Raw genomic sequence first — 14,236 nt, forward strand, 5'->3', positions numbered from 1 at the left:
CTCTCTTTATTTAATGGAGCATCAACCAGCGCCCGGAGCAGAATCTGAAATGACATGCGCATGGGTTAACGCATTTCCAGCAGGTAAGCAAGATAGGCGTTCCGGGCGTCCGCGTAAGCCCTGGTGATGGGGACCGTGGTGCCGTCCGCCATTCGGCAGCCCTCGCCGTTGACGGTCCGGATATGCTGCATATTGACCACGTAGGATACCGAGGTCTGCACAAAGCGCCCATCCTTGAGCAGGGGCTTGATAAAGTGGCTGAAAGACACCCGCTGCGTTTTGCTCTCAAGGACCCGGCCGTCTGTCAGACCGCAGAAAAAGCGGTGTTCGTAGGATTCCACATAGGCGATCTGATAAAAGGGGATGGTCTGCGCGCCCTCCTTTGTCCGCATGACCAGGCGGCGCGCGTCCTCGGCGTCAATGGTTTTGATGGCCTCGTCCAGCGTGGCGAAAAGGGCCTCCTGGGTCACAGGCTTGAGCAGATAGTCCTGAGCCCGGACACGGTAGGATTCCACCGCGTAGTCCGATGAAAAGGAAAGATAAATGATGGTCGCCGAGCTGTCGCTTTCGCGGATCACCCGGCCCACACTCAGCCCGTCCAGCTCCGGCATGAGGATATCGAGCAGATAGATGTCAAAATGTCGGTTTTTTTCCAGCATTTCCAGTAAATTGCAGGGCGAAAGAAACTGGGAACAGGCAATATTGAGCTCCGGATGCGCTTCGGCATAAGCCGCCGCCAGATGGCTGATGCGTTTGAGATCCTCGGCCTCATCGTCGCAGATTGCGATTTGCAGCATATCTTCTCACCTCCCTGGGGTTTTGATCTGATTTTATCAAAAAACAGGCAGGGTTGTCAAATAGCCAAAAACGCCTTAATCAGGAGATAAAAGTTAAAAATGTGCAATATCATGTCAAAAGCGTGTAAACTCCCCTAAAGGGCTGAAAAAAGTATATAATTAAACGGTAACAATCCATAAAAAGAGGTGGCGGCCCAAATATCCAGCCAGACCATCGGGGCATTCCTGTGACCCGTTAAAAAACCGAGGACGATTTTTTCGTTCCCGGTTTTTTTATGGTCCGCCGCTGGCCGGGTAAAAACGCCAAAAAAGGAGTCGAAATGCAGTGTGTTTACAGTAAAAAAGAAATGAAAACGATAATCAATCAAAAGATTGTGGCCTTTGAGGAGATTTATAAAAAAGGCCGGCACCGGGTGCGCGTCTACTACAGCGACAGCACAAGCCGGCTGCTCAGTGAAAATATAAAGGGCTTTTACGAGCTGATCCTCCGCAGCACCGGCGTCTCGGTGCCGCACCGCCAGGCGCTGGCAGCCGAGATCGTGCGAGAAAAGCACAGGCGGGCCAAAAAGAAAAAGGTCCGACTTCCCCCGATTTACATAGGGCCGGGCCTGGCGTTTATGGGTTTTAAACGCAAAGAAGGACCCCTTTATGTGTGTCGGTCTAAAATTAATTAAGGACAATTTGCAGGCCTGCTACAGCGGCGTCCTTGAGACCCGCACCGGCCAGCGCTTTGAGCTGGACGTCTCCAACGCGGCCATCGACGCCCGCATGCGGGAGTGCCGGAGCGTGGAGCTTGAGCTCTGGCCCTGAAGCTTAAGAAAAACTTAACGCAAAAAACATGAACCGCTGCCTTTAGGTTTTAAGGACAGCGGTTTTTGAGCAGCGTTGGATATTTTTTAGCCTGAAAGTGCGTAAAAAATTCTCTTTTTGGGCGAAGGACAGGGGGTTAAGCCCATTTGAAGGGGACAGGTCATCCGGGTATAATGCACCCATAAGCTTAAATCAAACGAACACCGGTGTTCCCAGAGGAACAAACAATGAACAGAGAAAAACGTATTCCCGAACTCAATCAGATCCTGGCCTTTGAACAATTTTTAAACAGCGCACGCGGCGTGCGTGCCCTGGAGGACCGCACCCTTGATAAAAAGATCATCCCGGGCGGCCTGTCCCTTTATGGCGACACAGTGGCCATACTCCTCGGCAGCGGCATGAAGCCCTGGTACAACGCCTATGAGCTTTTAGACCTCCTCGGCTATGAGGACGGCGAAGGATGGTTCTTTGAGCACGCCTGCGATTTTGAGTGGCGCTTCATGGTGCGCCCCCTGCCGGTAAACCCCTATATCATCGACATCGCCCCCTTTGTGGATGAAGCCACAGCCCGCAGGCTGATGGAGAACGCCCCTGGCGGCGAAGATAAAACACTGGCCAGCGAGCTTTTCGAGGCGTTGCCGTGGGTGCTTAAAAAGGATGTCAAGGAAAATTACCGGGGAGGTGGACGCTGTGAATAAAAACCCCATGAAGGCCCTGAGTATTGAGGAAGTCTTTGAGCACGAAACCTTTAAACGCATCCGCACCCTCACCGAGCTGTCCGGAAACGGCGGCGAGCCCCAGATCTGGTTTGTGGCCCGGGATGTGTGCGCCGCCCTGGGTTTTAAGGACGCGGGTCACGCAATCAAACGCCATGTGGAGAGGGAGGATACGGCAAAACGCCGTATCCTCGACCCCAGAGGCTGCCATATGCCCACCACGGTCATCAACGAGAGTGGCCTGTACGCGCTGAGCATGGGCAGCAGGCTGCCCGCGGCCCGGCGGTTCAAGCACTATGTGACCAGTGTGATCCTGCCCTCTGTCTGCCGTCATGGGGCCCACATCGAGGACGAACTGCTCGGCAGGGTACAGGTGGACAAGGCCGCCTTCGACACCCTCATCGCCGCCCTGGCCCTGGCAGCTGATGGACGCCGGAGCGCAGTGGAAGCTCTTGAAAAAAGCACCGCTGAGGCGCATAAGTGGCAGGAGGCATGGAGGCGCCAGCAGCCCGAGGCCGCCTTCGCCAGGGACATCAAGACCTCCGCGGACAGCATTACCATCGGGGCCATGGCCAAGCTCATCCACCACCAGGTAAAGGATATGGGGCAGAACCGCCTCTTTGCCTGGATGCGGGCCAACGGGTATCTTTGCCGCCGCAAAGCATTTTGGAACGACCCCACACAGCGGGCCCTGGAGCAGGGCGTTCTGGAGCTGTACGAGAGCCGCACAGCAGATAAGAAGGGCCGGATGCGTCTGTACCGCAAGCCCATGGTCACCGCCCGGGGGCAGCAGTATTTTATGGAGGTGATCACCCGGCAGTTTGGCCGCGATGTTTTTGCCGAGGCCCCTATCGCCGGGCCGGGCAGCGCCCCTTGCGGTGAGGCTGCCTCATGAACTACCTGACCGAGCTTCTGAGCTTCTACCGGTTTATGGAGGCCCACCCCCTGTCGCCGCTGCTGCAGGCCTACTGGCACCTGCTCATGTATTACAACAACAAGGCCGCCGTACAGGCGGTCGACGGCCTCTGGTACTGGCCCGTCAGCTTTAACGTGCCTAACACGATCCTTATGGCCAGGCTGGGGCTTAAAAACCGCCAGGCCCTCTGGACACAGCGCCAGACACTCATTCGGGCAGAACGCCTGACCTACGTTCCAGGTATCGGCTCCCGGGCCGGCGTCTATAGCCTGATCCCATTTGATCAAGGCCTGGCAGCCGTTTCGGTTGTGTCCGAGAACCGCCAAAGCCCGACCCGGGTCTGGACACAAACCAGAACCCCAGCCCGACCAGGCGCTCAACCATACCTAAATACTATAAACCAAAAACATGCTTCTCTATTGTATTCTAATCAGGAGAACGCGCCATTCATCCCCCAGTTCAACCTGCTCCCCCAGATCAGCGAGGAAGAGAAAGCCGTCATCCGGGCGCAGTACCCCGATGATGACGTCGCCGCCTTTAACGCCATCTGGGCCGCCAGGGAAGAAAAACAGAGAAAGGAGAAATGAACATGAATCGATATGGAAAAGGACCGGGAATCATTGGCCGGAGAAGAACCTACCGGGTGGAGGCCGAGTGCCGGATAGAGGCAGGCTTTTACGCCCGCAGCACCGAGGAGGCCGAGGATCTGTTCAATGACCTCAGCGCCGATATCGAGGACCAGTTCCCGGGAATTGTGCTGAGCATTACGGATCTTTATGAGGATGAATAGGAGGGGTGAATGAATCAATACAAAGAGATCGACGCGTTGGTCGGAACCTACAAAAATGGACAGAAATACCCCCCAAACAGCCCAGAGCGGGAAAACGCAAAGGTGGCAGGAGAAATGCTCATCATAACCTTTAAGCCCCTGGTGCTGTCCGTGATGAGCAGGTTTCAGGTGCCGGATGAGCAGTTTGAGGATGGCTTTCAGGACGGTCTCCTGGCCTTCATGAAGGGATTGGAGCGCTTTGATCCTGAGCGCGGCGCAGCTTTTAATGCTTTTATACGCACCCATCTGTGTCAGTATTACAGAAAATGGAAAAGTGGGCGCTTTAATCAGTCGGTGACGGCCAAAAAACAGCTTGACGACAAAGCACCAGGAACACAGGGGCTCACCTTTGCAGACACGCTGGCAGATGAAGCCCCCGGCCCCGAGAACGGTTTTATCTGGAAGAAAGAAAACGAGCGCCATCAAAGGAAACTGGCAGAGGGCCTTTCACGGCTGACAACCAAGCAAAAGGAAGTGATCAACGACCATTACACATTGGGATTAAGTCTTCGGGAGATCGCGGATAAACAGGGAAAAGCACATCAGTCGGTATGCGAAACACATACGGCCGCCCTGAAAAAATTAAAAAAGTTTTTTGAATAATACCCTGCCGTTTTTCAAAAATCCGGTATGTATAGAGTGTAGGGCAAAACGCCGCACAAAATACAAACTGAAAAGGAGAAAACACATGGCAATTGAAAAAACAGTGGAATCGGTGGGGATGAAGATCACCGTCAATCATGGCGAAGTGGGTGGAAAGATCGTCAAGTCCTCCAAGACCTACGGCGACGTCAAGGAGGGCGTGACCGACGCCGCCTTTGTGGCCACCGCCAAAGCCATCACCGACATGCAGGAGCCCATCCGGGAAAAACAGGTAAAGGTGACCGCCGAAGAGATGGTTGAAATCGCATAGCGATTTCAACAATGGAGAATGAAGAATACAGGTAAACCAGACCCCCAAAATTAAAAATAAGAAGGAGACTACAAAAATGCCAACAACCAACAAAGATCTAACCATCACCTTCCAGCGCGCAGACGGGAAGGATCATAAAATCACCATCCCGGATTACAAGGAGGGCATCACCGACGCCGAAATCAAGGCCGGGGCCCAGGCCATCGTGGACCAGGGCGCCTTTGAGCCCGAGGGCTTCGCCCTCGCCAAGGTCGTGGCCGCCGTGCGGGTGGACACCACCAAGACCGACGTGGCCGTGGAGTAAAAAAAGGGGCGAAAGCCCCCTTTTTTAAGTGGAAGGTGGAAGGTGGAAAGTGTTGGTACAAATCTGCAACCTTCCACCTTCCACCTGATCAAGAAGGGAGAACCCAATGAAAAACATCTACAAAACCATCAGTCGAAGATTAATCCTCTCAATCATGCTCCTCGTGTCCTGCGTCTTTTTCATCGGTATGAGTTTTGGACCGGAGGAGGCAGCGGATAAAGCGCCACCGCCCACAGTATCGGAAACAGCGACACAGGCGTCCGAACCAACCGTATCAGCGCCGGAGACGGAACCCCCGCCCGACGGCCCCTGGGCCTCGGCGCATTTCCTTATGGACGAGTATGCCTGTGACTGCGCGGGCTACTGTGACGGCTGGCCCACAGAAATGAACCCCGAGCTTCTCGAACGCGTTGAGGCCCTGCGCATGGCTTGTGGGCGGCCGGTGATCATTACTTCTGGAGTGCGCTGCGCAGCGCGCAACGCCGAGGTGGGCGGAGTAGCCTGGTCCTTCCACAAAAAGGGGCTGGCCGCCGATCTGTATTGCCCGGGCATGGGGGTGGGCGATCTGGCGGAACGGGCACAGGAAACCGGGTTAAACATTTTACCCTATTACAGCTCAGGTTATATTCATGTAGAATTACCTCTGAGCTGAAAGATGAAATGGATTTAAATTAGAATGAATATAAATTGAGAAGCGATAAAGATTATCTTACGGGTATTTTTAAAAAAACTATTGACAATAAAGTTAGGGAATGCTAATCTATTACTGTGATTAGCGGAACCTAACTTTTTTAGGTTGTATGAAATAAGTTACTCAAAACTTATCATGGAACAGAACCAAGGAATTACCGGCTTAACAGCCTTTGCGGTGTTGACGGTTAAAGTAAGGCTTAGCTAAGAATATAAAATTAAGGAGGAGATATCATGTCAACAAAGATAGCACTTGCAGGAAATCCCAATTGCGGCAAGACGACACTTTTTAACGCGCTCACAGGCTCTAACCAGTATGTCGGCAACTGGCCTGGTGTTACGGTTGAGAAAAAAGAAGGTAAGCTGAAAGGAAACAAAGACGTCATTATCATGGATTTACCGGGTATTTACTCGCTTTCACCTTACACGCTTGAAGAGGTGGTTGCCAGAAATTACCTGATTAATGAACGGCCCGACGCCATCATTAATATTATCGACGGGACCAATATTGAGCGTAACCTTTACTTGACCACACAGATCACAGAGCTGGGCATTCCGGTAGTCATCGCTGTGAATATGATGGACCTCGTGGAAAAGAACGGGGATAAGATTGATGTCAAGCGTCTGTCAAAGGATCTTGGCTGTGAGGTTGTGGAAATTTCAGCGCTTAAGGGCAAGGGCCTGAAGGAAGCCGTTGAAAAAGCCGTTAAAATTGCGGGCAAAAATACCATCAGCGCGCCGGTACACCGGTTTGATCCGGAAGTAGAGGAAGCGCTTGATAAGATAGAAGCCAGACTGGGGGACGATATCCCGCAGGAACAGAAGCGGTTCTTTGCCATTAAGCTCTTTGAACGGGATGATAAGATTTCCGGACTGATGAAGAGTGTGCCGAATGTGGAAGCTATTATCACAGCGGTTGAGGACTCCATGGACGACGATTCTGAAAGCATTATCACCAACGAACGCTATAATTATATTTCTAATATTATCGGTGACTGCTATAAGAAGAAAAACAAGGGACAGCTTTCCATCTCAGATAAAATTGATAAAGTTGTCACCAACCGTTTCCTGGCACTTCCGATTTTTGCGCTGGTCATGATTCTGGTTTACTATGTTTCCGTCACCACTGTGGGCTCCTGGGCCACAGACTGGGCCAATGACGGCGTTTTTGGCGACGGCTGGCATCTGTTCGGCATCGGCACTTCCCAGTATGAAGAAGCCGCCGGTGAGTATGACGTTCAGGCGCAGAAGATGGACGCCTTTTTAGAAGCCGCCCAGGCCGAGGGAATCAGCACTGACGCAGTGACAGAAGCCCTGGAAGCAGAGGAAGGCGAAGCGGATGAAAGCGCTGTTACTGCCTTTGAACAGGCCGCAGCAGGTGTGACCACCGACGCTGAAATCACCGATGAGGAAGGCGAAGCGGTGGAAACCGTTCCTGTAACAGTCAATGACTTTAAGGAAGCGGCAGCTGCAGAAGAGCCGGACCCGGCAAACTACGGAGTCTGGGTACCAGGCATTCCGGTGATTATCGGAGACGGTCTGGAAGCGGTAGGCTGTGCCGACTGGCTCCAGAGCCTGATCTTAGACGGGGTTGTCGCTGGTGTTGGCGCGGTTCTTGGCTTTGTACCCCAGATTTTAGTGCTGTTTATCTTCCTGGCGATTTTGGAAGGCTGCGGTTATATGGCGCGTGTTGCCTTTATTATGGACCGTATCTTCCGCCGCTTTGGTTTATCCGGTAAATCCTTTATCCCGATGCTTATCGGCAGCGGCTGCGGTGTACCGGGGATCATGGCATCGCGTACCATTGAAAATGAGCGCGACCGCCGTATGACGATTATGACGACCACCTTTGTGCCCTGCAGCGCGAAGATGCCAATCATCGCCATGTTCGCCGGCGCGATTTTCGGCGGCGCGTGGTGGGTAGCGCCAAGCGCTTACTTTATCGGAATCGCAGCCATTGTCGTTTCCGGTATTATGCTTAAAAAGACCAAGATGTTTGCCGGTGACCCGGCGCCCTTTGTCATTGAACTTCCAGCATATCATATGCCCACCGTCGTCAATGTACTGCGCAGCATGTGGGAACGCGGCTGGTCCTTCATTAAAAAAGCCGGTACCATTATTCTGCTGTCCACAGTCTTTATCTGGTTTACCTCCAGCTTTGGCATGGCAGACGGCAGCTTTGGCATGGTAGATGATATGAGCGACAGTATTCTGGCCGCCATCGGATCTGGTCTGGCCTGGATCTTTATCCCCAATGGCTTTGGTGACTGGCAGTCAACCGTTGCGACGGTTACCGGCCTCGTGGCCAAGGAAAATGTGGTGGGTACTTTTGGTATCCTGTTCAAGGTGGGCAGCGAGGTTGCAGAAACCGACGCGACGCTGTGGACAGCTGTGGCCGCCCATTATACCGCGCTTTCCGCTTTCTCCTTCATGGTATTCAACCTACTGTGCGCACCGTGTTTCGCAGCCATGGGTGCCATCAAGCGTGAAATGAACAACGCGAAATGGTTCTGGTTTGCTGTTGGCTACCAGACAGGCTTTGCCTATGTGATCTCACTGATTATCTACCGTCTGGGCCTGCTCTTTACAGGCGGCGGCTTCTCCGTCTGGACCGTTATTGCCATCGCGCTCCTGGCGGGTATCATTTACCTGATGGCACGTCCCTATAAAGAATCCGATACACTGAACATTAACATGCCGGCTGCCAAGACAAAACCATGACAGCCACCATCCTGATCTGCATCGCCATTGCCGTTATTGTAATCCTGGGTGTGCGCAGCTATATGAAACGAGTTTCATCTGGCTGCTGCGGCTCAGGCGGCGGCGGAACTGTCAAAAAGATCCGCGTGCCGGACAAGGACAAAAGCCATTACCCCTATCGTAAGGTTTTATGGATCGACGGAATGGTCTGCGGCAACTGCGCAGCCAATGTAGAGAATGCCCTGAACAGCCTGGATGGCGTTTGGGCAAAGGTGAATCTGACAGAAAAGAAGGCAGAGGTTTTGATGAAAAAGCCCTTTGACGATGAGATACTTAAGCTCAGCGTAAAGGACAGCGGATATACAGTGTTCCGGATTGATGAATCCTGACAAAAAAGCTTATCCACCATACGGTGGATAAGCTTTTTTTATGTGTGTTATTCAGCGAGTTTTTTACCGGCCTCCCGTGCATCAGCGATGAGTTCGTCGGTGTAGGCGTTGGCGCAGACAATGCGGCTTTCCACCTTGCCCTGGAGCATCATGCCAAAGGAAGCGTCGGACATGTCAAAATAGGGAACATAGTGGCCGGCCATTGGCGCCCCCTGGGAATAAACCGTGACCACGCGCTTGGGCCCGATTTTAAAATGGGATTTTCCATCCTGGGTGGTATACATAAAAGCGTAGAGGCGGTTTAAGAACAGCATGGTCTGGGCGCTCATCTGTGCCATGTAGATGGGTGAGCCGATGACCACCGCGTCAGCGTCGGCAATGGCTTCATAGATGCGCTCCATGTCATCCTTTTGAACACAGAAGATATCCTTGTTTTTGTGGCAGGCGCCGCAGGCCTGACAGCCTTTGATGTTAAGCGCGTTCAGGTTAAAGGACTGAACCTCTGTGCCCTTTTCTTTTGCGCCTTCAAGCACCGCGTCCACCAGCACGGTGCTGTTGCCCTGCGGGCGGGGACTGCCGTGGATTCCTACAATTTTCACAATCATCACTCCTTTGATTTTATACTTTTATTATACGCCTGTTAAAAGGCATATGGCAAGATCAGCGTGTAAAAGCGTAGAGGCAGCTGTCAAAAATTTCAGTATTTTTAAAGACGCGGTTTTTAAGGGTCCCCTCCAGGGTGTAGCCAGCCTTCTCCAGCGCTCTGCGGGACCCCTGGTTGTGGGCAAAAGGCTCGGCGTGGATACGCGCCAGGTCATAGTGCTCAAAGGCAGCCTCTGTGAGCTGGCGGATGGCGGCAGACATGATGCCGCGGCCCCAGAAGGGTTCTGCCAGCCAGTAGCCGATTTCGGCGTTTTTACAGTAGACATCCTCTTCCAGAAAGATGCCAATGCTGCCAACAGCCTCGCCGTCCACGTCAATGGCCCGGGTACACTGGCGCGTTTCACCAGCCTCAATGCAGCTCGTCACATAGCCGCGGGCGTCCTCATAGGTGTAGGGCCAGGGAAAAGCGTTGCGCAGATTATCCGCGATTTTTTTATTGTTGGCGTACTTTGCCACACTGTCGATGTCGGTTTTCCGCCAGGGGCGTAAAATAAAATTCATCAAAACCTCCCTCAGTCAATTTCAGTATTTTCATAGCTTTTTTTCAAAACCTCCGCCGCGGTGGGGGCGTCGATATACAGCACGTCGGCCAGACCGCCCATCAGGGTAGCGCAGATAATGTCTGCCTTTTCAATGCCGCTGGCCACCAGAAGCTTGTTCCGGATAGCTTTGATCACCGGCAGTGAGGCGGCGATGACCCGGCGGTCAAGGGTTTCGTCGAAGATTTCACCCCTGGCGTTTATAAAATGAGAGCACATATCGCCGATACAGCCCTTGGATTCCATTTCCCAGTACTGGGCGTCGGACAGCAGGCCCATCTCATAGATGATGGACGGCCGCGCCAGGTTGCCCACAGAAAAGACTGCGGTCTGGCACCGCTCCGCCATGGAGAGAATCTGCGCTACCTGAGAGTCCTGTTTGATGGCGTCGGCGATAAAGGGCGCGTCCACCACGGCTGGCGCCGGAATCTGGTAGCCCGCGCCGTCCACACAGGTCACGAAATTTTTGAGGATATTCAGGGCGCTGGATTCATAGACCGCGCGGGAGTAGCCGCCGTTAAGCTGGATTACCGACACGCCGCGCCGCTTGATGGGCTGCAGCAGGTTTGACAAAACCTCCAGGGTGCTGCCCCAGGCAATGCCCAGGATGGAGTCGTCATCCACATAGCGCGGGAGCTCCTGGGCCAGCGCCAGACAGACGTCGTGGACCAGAATCCGTTTGTCGCCCACCAGGTCGGGAACAATGACCGCCCGTTTCAGCGGGAAATGGGCGATGAGCTGTGTTTCCAGCTCACCGAAGGAAAGCACCGGCTCTTTGATGCGCACCTCAATCAGGCCCATTTCCTTGCCGCTTTTTAACAGCCGGCTGACACTGGATTTACTGATCCCTTCCTTTTCAGCAATTTCAATTTGTCCCATATCCATTTCGTAATACATTTTTGATATACGAAGAATCTGATTTATTTTTTTGAGATCCATAGTGCCTCCAATGATTTGAAATTTTTCCCATAAAAACGAAAAATTTAATGATATTTATGATTTCATTATAAAAAGAATGAAAAGGAATGTCAAGGAAAAAAGCGTGAATTATTCAAATGTATGAAAATATAATGAAAAAAGATGCTGAAATTTTTCCCAAAGAAGAAAAAATTATTTTCTTAAATTTGGAATTATACCCATTTTTCTATTGACAAATTTGCACCACAGGGTATAGAATACACCTATAAAACATTTACAAGGAGTGAAATCAATGAGCACTGTAACTTTGATTGGCTCTGGCCAGATGGCTTCAGCCCTAACCTTTCCCCTTTACGAAAACGGTCACGAGGTCCGTTTAGTCGGTTCTCCCCTCGATAACGAAATTATCGACCGTCTGAGAGAAGACAACTACCATTTTAATTTATTGCGCACCCTGCATGATGGTATTCATTATTATAAAGTAGATCAGGTCAAGGAAGCTCTGGAAGGCGCGGACGTTGTTGTCTGCGGTGTGTCCAGCTTTGGCGTTGACTGGTTCCTGAACGAAATTATCCCAATGATTCCCGAAGGTGTGCCGATGCTCTCAGTCACCAAGGGGATGCTGAATTTTGAGGATGGCCGCCTTCAGGTTTATCCCGAATACTGGGAAGAACATTTGCCGGAAGGCTCCAAGCTTAAAATTTACGCCATCGGCGGCCCATGTACAGCCCGCGACTTGGCTGACCACGACCATTCCTTTGTAGGCTTCTGCGGACGCGACATCGAAACCCAGGAAATGCTGCGGGATATCTTCTCAACCAGCTACTATCACATCAGCCTCACCACCGATGTGGTCGGCCTGGAAGCGGCCGTTGCGTTGAAAAATGGCTATGCACTCGGTACAGCACTGGCCATCGGCCTTAAAAATATCTGTGGGGATGACGGCGTTGCGCATGTAAACTCCAAGGCCGCCCTGTTCCAGCAGAGTGTAAAGGAAATGGACGATTTACTCGAGCTGGTCGGCGGCAGCCACCGCATGATCATGTTTGCGGCCGGAGACCTGGACGTTACCGTAGCCGGCGGCAGAAGCCGCAGCGTGGGCCAGTACCTGGGTGAAGGCCTGTCCATGGAAGAAATCAATGAAAAGCTGGCAGGCCAGACGCTGGAAGCGGTTGTCATCGCCACACGTACGGCAAAGGCGGTCAAAGCCCTGGCAAAGGCCGGCAAGATTGATATCGCACAGTTCCCACTGTTAATGCATGTGGACAAGCTGCTCAACGAAGGGGAAAAAGTCAATATTCCGTGGAAGGAATTTGAGACAATCGAAGCATAGCGGCACCATTTAAAATAAAAAGCGATTCAGGACATCTGGGGGACAGACAAAATAAAATTTTAAATAATGGAGAATTTTAAGATTCTCCATTTATTATAGAGGCCTTGTAATCGTTAATCTTTTGACGATCGTATTCAAAATATCATGTATATCATTACACTGAGGGAGGTAATATGATGGAATATTTAATTGGATTGGATTTGGGGACCGGCAGTGTCAAAACCGTATTGTTTGATCAGAACGGGAAGGAAATTGCGCAGATGGCGCAGGAATACCCGGTTTACCAGCCGAATAACGGCTGGTCCGAACAGGACCCGGAGGACTGGTACACAGCTGCCATCGCCACCATGCGCTATGTCATTGACGAATCCGGTGTCCCGAGAGACGCCATCAAGGGAATCGGGATGTCTGGCCAGATGATGGGCGCGGTCATGCTGGACGCGGCAGGAAAGCCGCTGCGCCGCGCGATTCTTTGGAACGATGCCCGTACCACAGAATCCTGCGAGTCTGTCCGCAGAATTGTTACCGATGAAAAGATGATGGAAATCAACTGCAATCCTGTTCGTCCAGGCCTGACAGCCGCCAAGATCCAGTGGGTTAAGGAAAACGAGCCGGAAATCTATGCCAAAACCGCCCATATCCTTTTGCCGAAGGATTATCTGCGCTACCGTCTGACCGGCGAGTACGCCACCGAGGTTTCAGACGCTTCCGCCATGCAGCTTCTGGATGTGCGCAACCGCTGCTGGTCACAGTATATTCTGGATGCCCTCGAAATTAAGGAATCCGTTCTGGGTAAGGTTTACGAGTCACCGGATGTTACCGGCACCCTGACCAAAGAAGTCGCCGGACTTCTGGGACTTTCAGAAAAAACCGTTGTGGTCGGCGGCGCAGGGGATAACGCAGCCGGCGCTGTCGGGACAGGCGTTGTGGCTACCGGCCGCGCCATGACCACCATCGGGACCTCCGGAACGGTTTTTGCTTACGCCGATGAACCCATGATGGATAAAAAAGCCCGTGTTTACACCTTCTGTATGGCTGTTCCAGACGCCTGGCATTTCATGGGCTCGGTCAACTCTGCCGGTAACTCTTTAAAATGGTACCGCAACCTGTTTTATTCTGACGATCTGGAATATGATAAAATCAACCGGGATGCCATGTCCTCCAAGCCAGGGGCCAATAATCTCATCTATATGCCTTACCTCACAGGCGAACAGTCACCGCATTTTGACCTGCAGTGCCGCGCCGGCTTTGTGGGGCTGTCAGCAACCCACACCAAAGCGGACATTACCCGTGCCGTCATGGAAGGCATCACCTATGCTCTGCGTGACGTTCTTACCGCCATCCGAGAATCTGGCATTGAACCAGACATCATGCGTATGTGCGGCGGCGGTTCCAAGAGCCCGTTCTGGCGCCAGCTCATGGCCGACATTTACGGTATGCCTGTCTGCCTGCCGGATATGAACTCTGAAAACGCAGCTGCCCTCGGCGCCGCCATTCTGGCCGCTGTTGGAACCGGTATGTACCCAACCGTTCAGGATGCCTGTGATAAAATCATCGCCATGCGCGCAGAAAACTATGCGCCAAATCCGGCCCTGAGTGATAAATATGACACGGTCTACACAGCCTTTGACAAGCTTTACCCACAGTTAAAAGACAATTTTGCAGAGATTTTAAACTTCTAAAAACATATGCTTATATTTTAAAAGGAAAGGTGACGGA

At 52.3% G+C, this 14,236-nt stretch carries 18 protein-coding genes; 14 read left to right on the forward strand and 4 right to left on the reverse strand.

Annotated elements, in window-relative coordinates; all coding sequences use genetic code 11:
- Window positions 1-65: 65 nt before the first annotated feature.
- Entirely contained in the window at window positions 66-797 is a 732-nt protein-coding gene (locus tag FYJ53_RS04895; protein ID WP_013381705.1) for a LytTR family DNA-binding domain-containing protein, read from the reverse strand.
- Window positions 798-1,117: 320 nt separating this feature from the next.
- On the opposite strand from FYJ53_RS04895, the gene FYJ53_RS04900 reads away from it, so the two are divergent.
- The 12 genes from FYJ53_RS04900 to FYJ53_RS04955 all read left to right on the forward strand — a co-directional run bounded on the left by FYJ53_RS04900 (window position 1,118) and on the right by FYJ53_RS04955 (window position 9,064).
- Entirely contained in the window at window positions 1,118-1,471 is a 354-nt protein-coding gene (locus tag FYJ53_RS04900; RefSeq protein WP_154557034.1) for a hypothetical protein, read from the forward strand.
- A complete protein-coding gene (locus FYJ53_RS04905) occupies window positions 1,446-1,607 on the forward strand; it encodes a hypothetical protein (protein WP_013381703.1) in 162 nt (53 codons plus the stop codon). The genes FYJ53_RS04900 and FYJ53_RS04905 overlap by 26 nt, the downstream gene beginning before the upstream one ends.
- 227 nt (window positions 1,608-1,834) lie before the next feature.
- Window positions 1,835-2,305 (forward strand): hypothetical protein, encoded by a 471-nt coding sequence (locus FYJ53_RS04910; protein ID WP_013381701.1) that lies wholly within the window; start codon window positions 1,835-1,837, stop codon window positions 2,303-2,305.
- The gene (locus tag FYJ53_RS04915) at window positions 2,298-3,218 is read left to right on the forward strand and encodes a phage antirepressor KilAC domain-containing protein (protein WP_195840232.1); all 921 of its coding nucleotides are present in this window, start codon (window positions 2,298-2,300) and stop codon (window positions 3,216-3,218) included. Before FYJ53_RS04910 ends, FYJ53_RS04915 begins: the two co-directional genes overlap by 8 nt.
- On the forward strand, window positions 3,215-3,826 hold the full coding sequence (locus tag FYJ53_RS04920) for a hypothetical protein (RefSeq protein WP_013381699.1): 612 nt from the start codon (window positions 3,215-3,217) through the stop codon (window positions 3,824-3,826). Before FYJ53_RS04915 ends, FYJ53_RS04920 begins: the two co-directional genes overlap by 4 nt.
- A 2-nt stretch (window positions 3,827-3,828) precedes the next feature.
- Window positions 3,829-4,029: a hypothetical protein gene (locus tag FYJ53_RS04925; protein ID WP_154557036.1), complete on the forward strand. Its 201-nt coding sequence runs from the start codon at window positions 3,829-3,831 to the stop codon at window positions 4,027-4,029.
- Window positions 4,030-4,038: 9 nt separating this feature from the next.
- On the forward strand, window positions 4,039-4,671 hold the full coding sequence (locus FYJ53_RS04930) for a sigma-70 family RNA polymerase sigma factor (protein ID WP_148427945.1): 633 nt from the start codon (window positions 4,039-4,041) through the stop codon (window positions 4,669-4,671).
- A gap of 85 nt (window positions 4,672-4,756) precedes the next feature.
- Entirely contained in the window at window positions 4,757-4,981 is a 225-nt protein-coding gene (locus FYJ53_RS04935; RefSeq protein WP_154557037.1) for a hypothetical protein, read from the forward strand.
- A 76-nt stretch (window positions 4,982-5,057) separates the two neighbouring features.
- Complete coding sequence (locus FYJ53_RS04940) at window positions 5,058-5,285, forward strand: DUF2922 domain-containing protein (RefSeq protein WP_154557038.1); 228 nt, start codon at window positions 5,058-5,060, stop codon at window positions 5,283-5,285.
- A gap of 106 nt (window positions 5,286-5,391) precedes the next feature.
- Window positions 5,392-5,937: a D-Ala-D-Ala carboxypeptidase family metallohydrolase gene (locus FYJ53_RS04945; RefSeq protein WP_154557039.1), complete on the forward strand. Its 546-nt coding sequence runs from the start codon at window positions 5,392-5,394 to the stop codon at window positions 5,935-5,937.
- Between the two features lie 272 nt (window positions 5,938-6,209).
- Window positions 6,210-8,696, forward strand: coding sequence for a ferrous iron transporter B (locus FYJ53_RS04950; protein WP_154557040.1), 2,487 nt, complete (start codon window positions 6,210-6,212; stop codon window positions 8,694-8,696).
- Window positions 8,693-9,064: a heavy-metal-associated domain-containing protein gene (locus tag FYJ53_RS04955; RefSeq protein ID WP_074617175.1), complete on the forward strand. Its 372-nt coding sequence runs from the start codon at window positions 8,693-8,695 to the stop codon at window positions 9,062-9,064. Before FYJ53_RS04950 ends, FYJ53_RS04955 begins: the two co-directional genes overlap by 4 nt.
- A gap of 47 nt (window positions 9,065-9,111) precedes the next feature.
- On the opposite strand, the gene FYJ53_RS04960 is transcribed toward FYJ53_RS04955, so the two are convergent.
- The 3 genes from FYJ53_RS04960 to FYJ53_RS04970 all read right to left on the reverse strand — a co-directional run bounded on the left by FYJ53_RS04960 (window position 9,112) and on the right by FYJ53_RS04970 (window position 11,205).
- Window positions 9,112-9,663 carry a flavodoxin family protein gene (locus FYJ53_RS04960; protein ID WP_195840233.1) on the reverse strand — a complete coding sequence of 184 codons (552 nt, stop codon included), beginning with the start codon at window positions 9,661-9,663 and terminating at the stop codon, window positions 9,112-9,114.
- Between the two features lie 61 nt (window positions 9,664-9,724).
- The gene (locus FYJ53_RS04965) at window positions 9,725-10,228 is read right to left on the reverse strand and encodes a GNAT family N-acetyltransferase (RefSeq protein ID WP_038350633.1); all 504 of its coding nucleotides are present in this window, start codon (window positions 10,226-10,228) and stop codon (window positions 9,725-9,727) included.
- A gap of 11 nt (window positions 10,229-10,239) precedes the next feature.
- Window positions 10,240-11,205 carry a sugar-binding transcriptional regulator gene (locus tag FYJ53_RS04970; protein ID WP_154557042.1) on the reverse strand — a complete coding sequence of 322 codons (966 nt, stop codon included), beginning with the start codon at window positions 11,203-11,205 and terminating at the stop codon, window positions 10,240-10,242.
- 271 nt (window positions 11,206-11,476) lie between these two features.
- Between FYJ53_RS04970 and FYJ53_RS04975 the strand changes: the two genes are divergently transcribed.
- Window positions 11,477-12,517 carry an NAD(P)-binding domain-containing protein gene (locus FYJ53_RS04975; RefSeq protein WP_154557043.1) on the forward strand — a complete coding sequence of 347 codons (1,041 nt, stop codon included), beginning with the start codon at window positions 11,477-11,479 and terminating at the stop codon, window positions 12,515-12,517.
- Window positions 12,518-12,693: 176 nt separating this feature from the next.
- Window positions 12,694-14,199, forward strand: coding sequence for a xylulokinase (gene xylB, locus FYJ53_RS04980; protein ID WP_154557160.1), 1,506 nt, complete (start codon window positions 12,694-12,696; stop codon window positions 14,197-14,199).
- Window positions 14,200-14,236: the final 37 nt, after the last annotated feature.

It is taken from the genome of Eubacterium sp. BL-380-WT-2B (assembly GCF_009696115.1).
Taxonomy (GTDB): Bacteria; Bacillota; Clostridia; order Eubacteriales; family Eubacteriaceae; genus Eubacterium; species Eubacterium callanderi.

Bases quoted from the DNA above. Each gene is read 5' to 3' on its own strand.
- FYJ53_RS04965 (WP_038350633.1), bottom strand. From the start codon at position 10,228: ATGAATTTTATTTTACGCCCCTGGCGGAAAACCGACATCGACAGTGTG.
- FYJ53_RS04970 (WP_154557042.1), bottom strand. From the start codon at position 11,205: ATGGATCTCAAAAAAATAAATCAGATTCTTCGTATATCAAAAATGTAT.
- xylB (WP_154557160.1), top strand. From the start codon at position 12,694: ATGGAATATTTAATTGGATTGGATTTGGGGACCGGCAGTGTCAAAACC.
- FYJ53_RS04955 (WP_074617175.1), top strand. From the start codon at position 8,693: ATGACAGCCACCATCCTGATCTGCATCGCCATTGCCGTTATTGTAATC.
- FYJ53_RS04950 (WP_154557040.1), top strand. From the start codon at position 6,210: ATGTCAACAAAGATAGCACTTGCAGGAAATCCCAATTGCGGCAAGACG.
- FYJ53_RS04910 (WP_013381701.1), top strand. From the start codon at position 1,835: ATGAACAGAGAAAAACGTATTCCCGAACTCAATCAGATCCTGGCCTTT.
- FYJ53_RS04900 (WP_154557034.1), top strand. From the start codon at position 1,118: ATGCAGTGTGTTTACAGTAAAAAAGAAATGAAAACGATAATCAATCAA.
- FYJ53_RS04930 (WP_148427945.1), top strand. From the start codon at position 4,039: ATGAATCAATACAAAGAGATCGACGCGTTGGTCGGAACCTACAAAAAT.
- FYJ53_RS04905 (WP_013381703.1), top strand. From the start codon at position 1,446: ATGTGTGTCGGTCTAAAATTAATTAAGGACAATTTGCAGGCCTGCTAC.
- FYJ53_RS04975 (WP_154557043.1), top strand. From the start codon at position 11,477: ATGAGCACTGTAACTTTGATTGGCTCTGGCCAGATGGCTTCAGCCCTA.
- FYJ53_RS04940 (WP_154557038.1), top strand. From the start codon at position 5,058: ATGCCAACAACCAACAAAGATCTAACCATCACCTTCCAGCGCGCAGAC.
- FYJ53_RS04945 (WP_154557039.1), top strand. From the start codon at position 5,392: ATGAAAAACATCTACAAAACCATCAGTCGAAGATTAATCCTCTCAATC.
- FYJ53_RS04935 (WP_154557037.1), top strand. From the start codon at position 4,757: ATGGCAATTGAAAAAACAGTGGAATCGGTGGGGATGAAGATCACCGTC.
- FYJ53_RS04895 (WP_013381705.1), bottom strand. From the start codon at position 797: ATGCTGCAAATCGCAATCTGCGACGATGAGGCCGAGGATCTCAAACGC.
- FYJ53_RS04925 (WP_154557036.1), top strand. From the start codon at position 3,829: ATGAATCGATATGGAAAAGGACCGGGAATCATTGGCCGGAGAAGAACC.
- FYJ53_RS04920 (WP_013381699.1), top strand. From the start codon at position 3,215: ATGAACTACCTGACCGAGCTTCTGAGCTTCTACCGGTTTATGGAGGCC.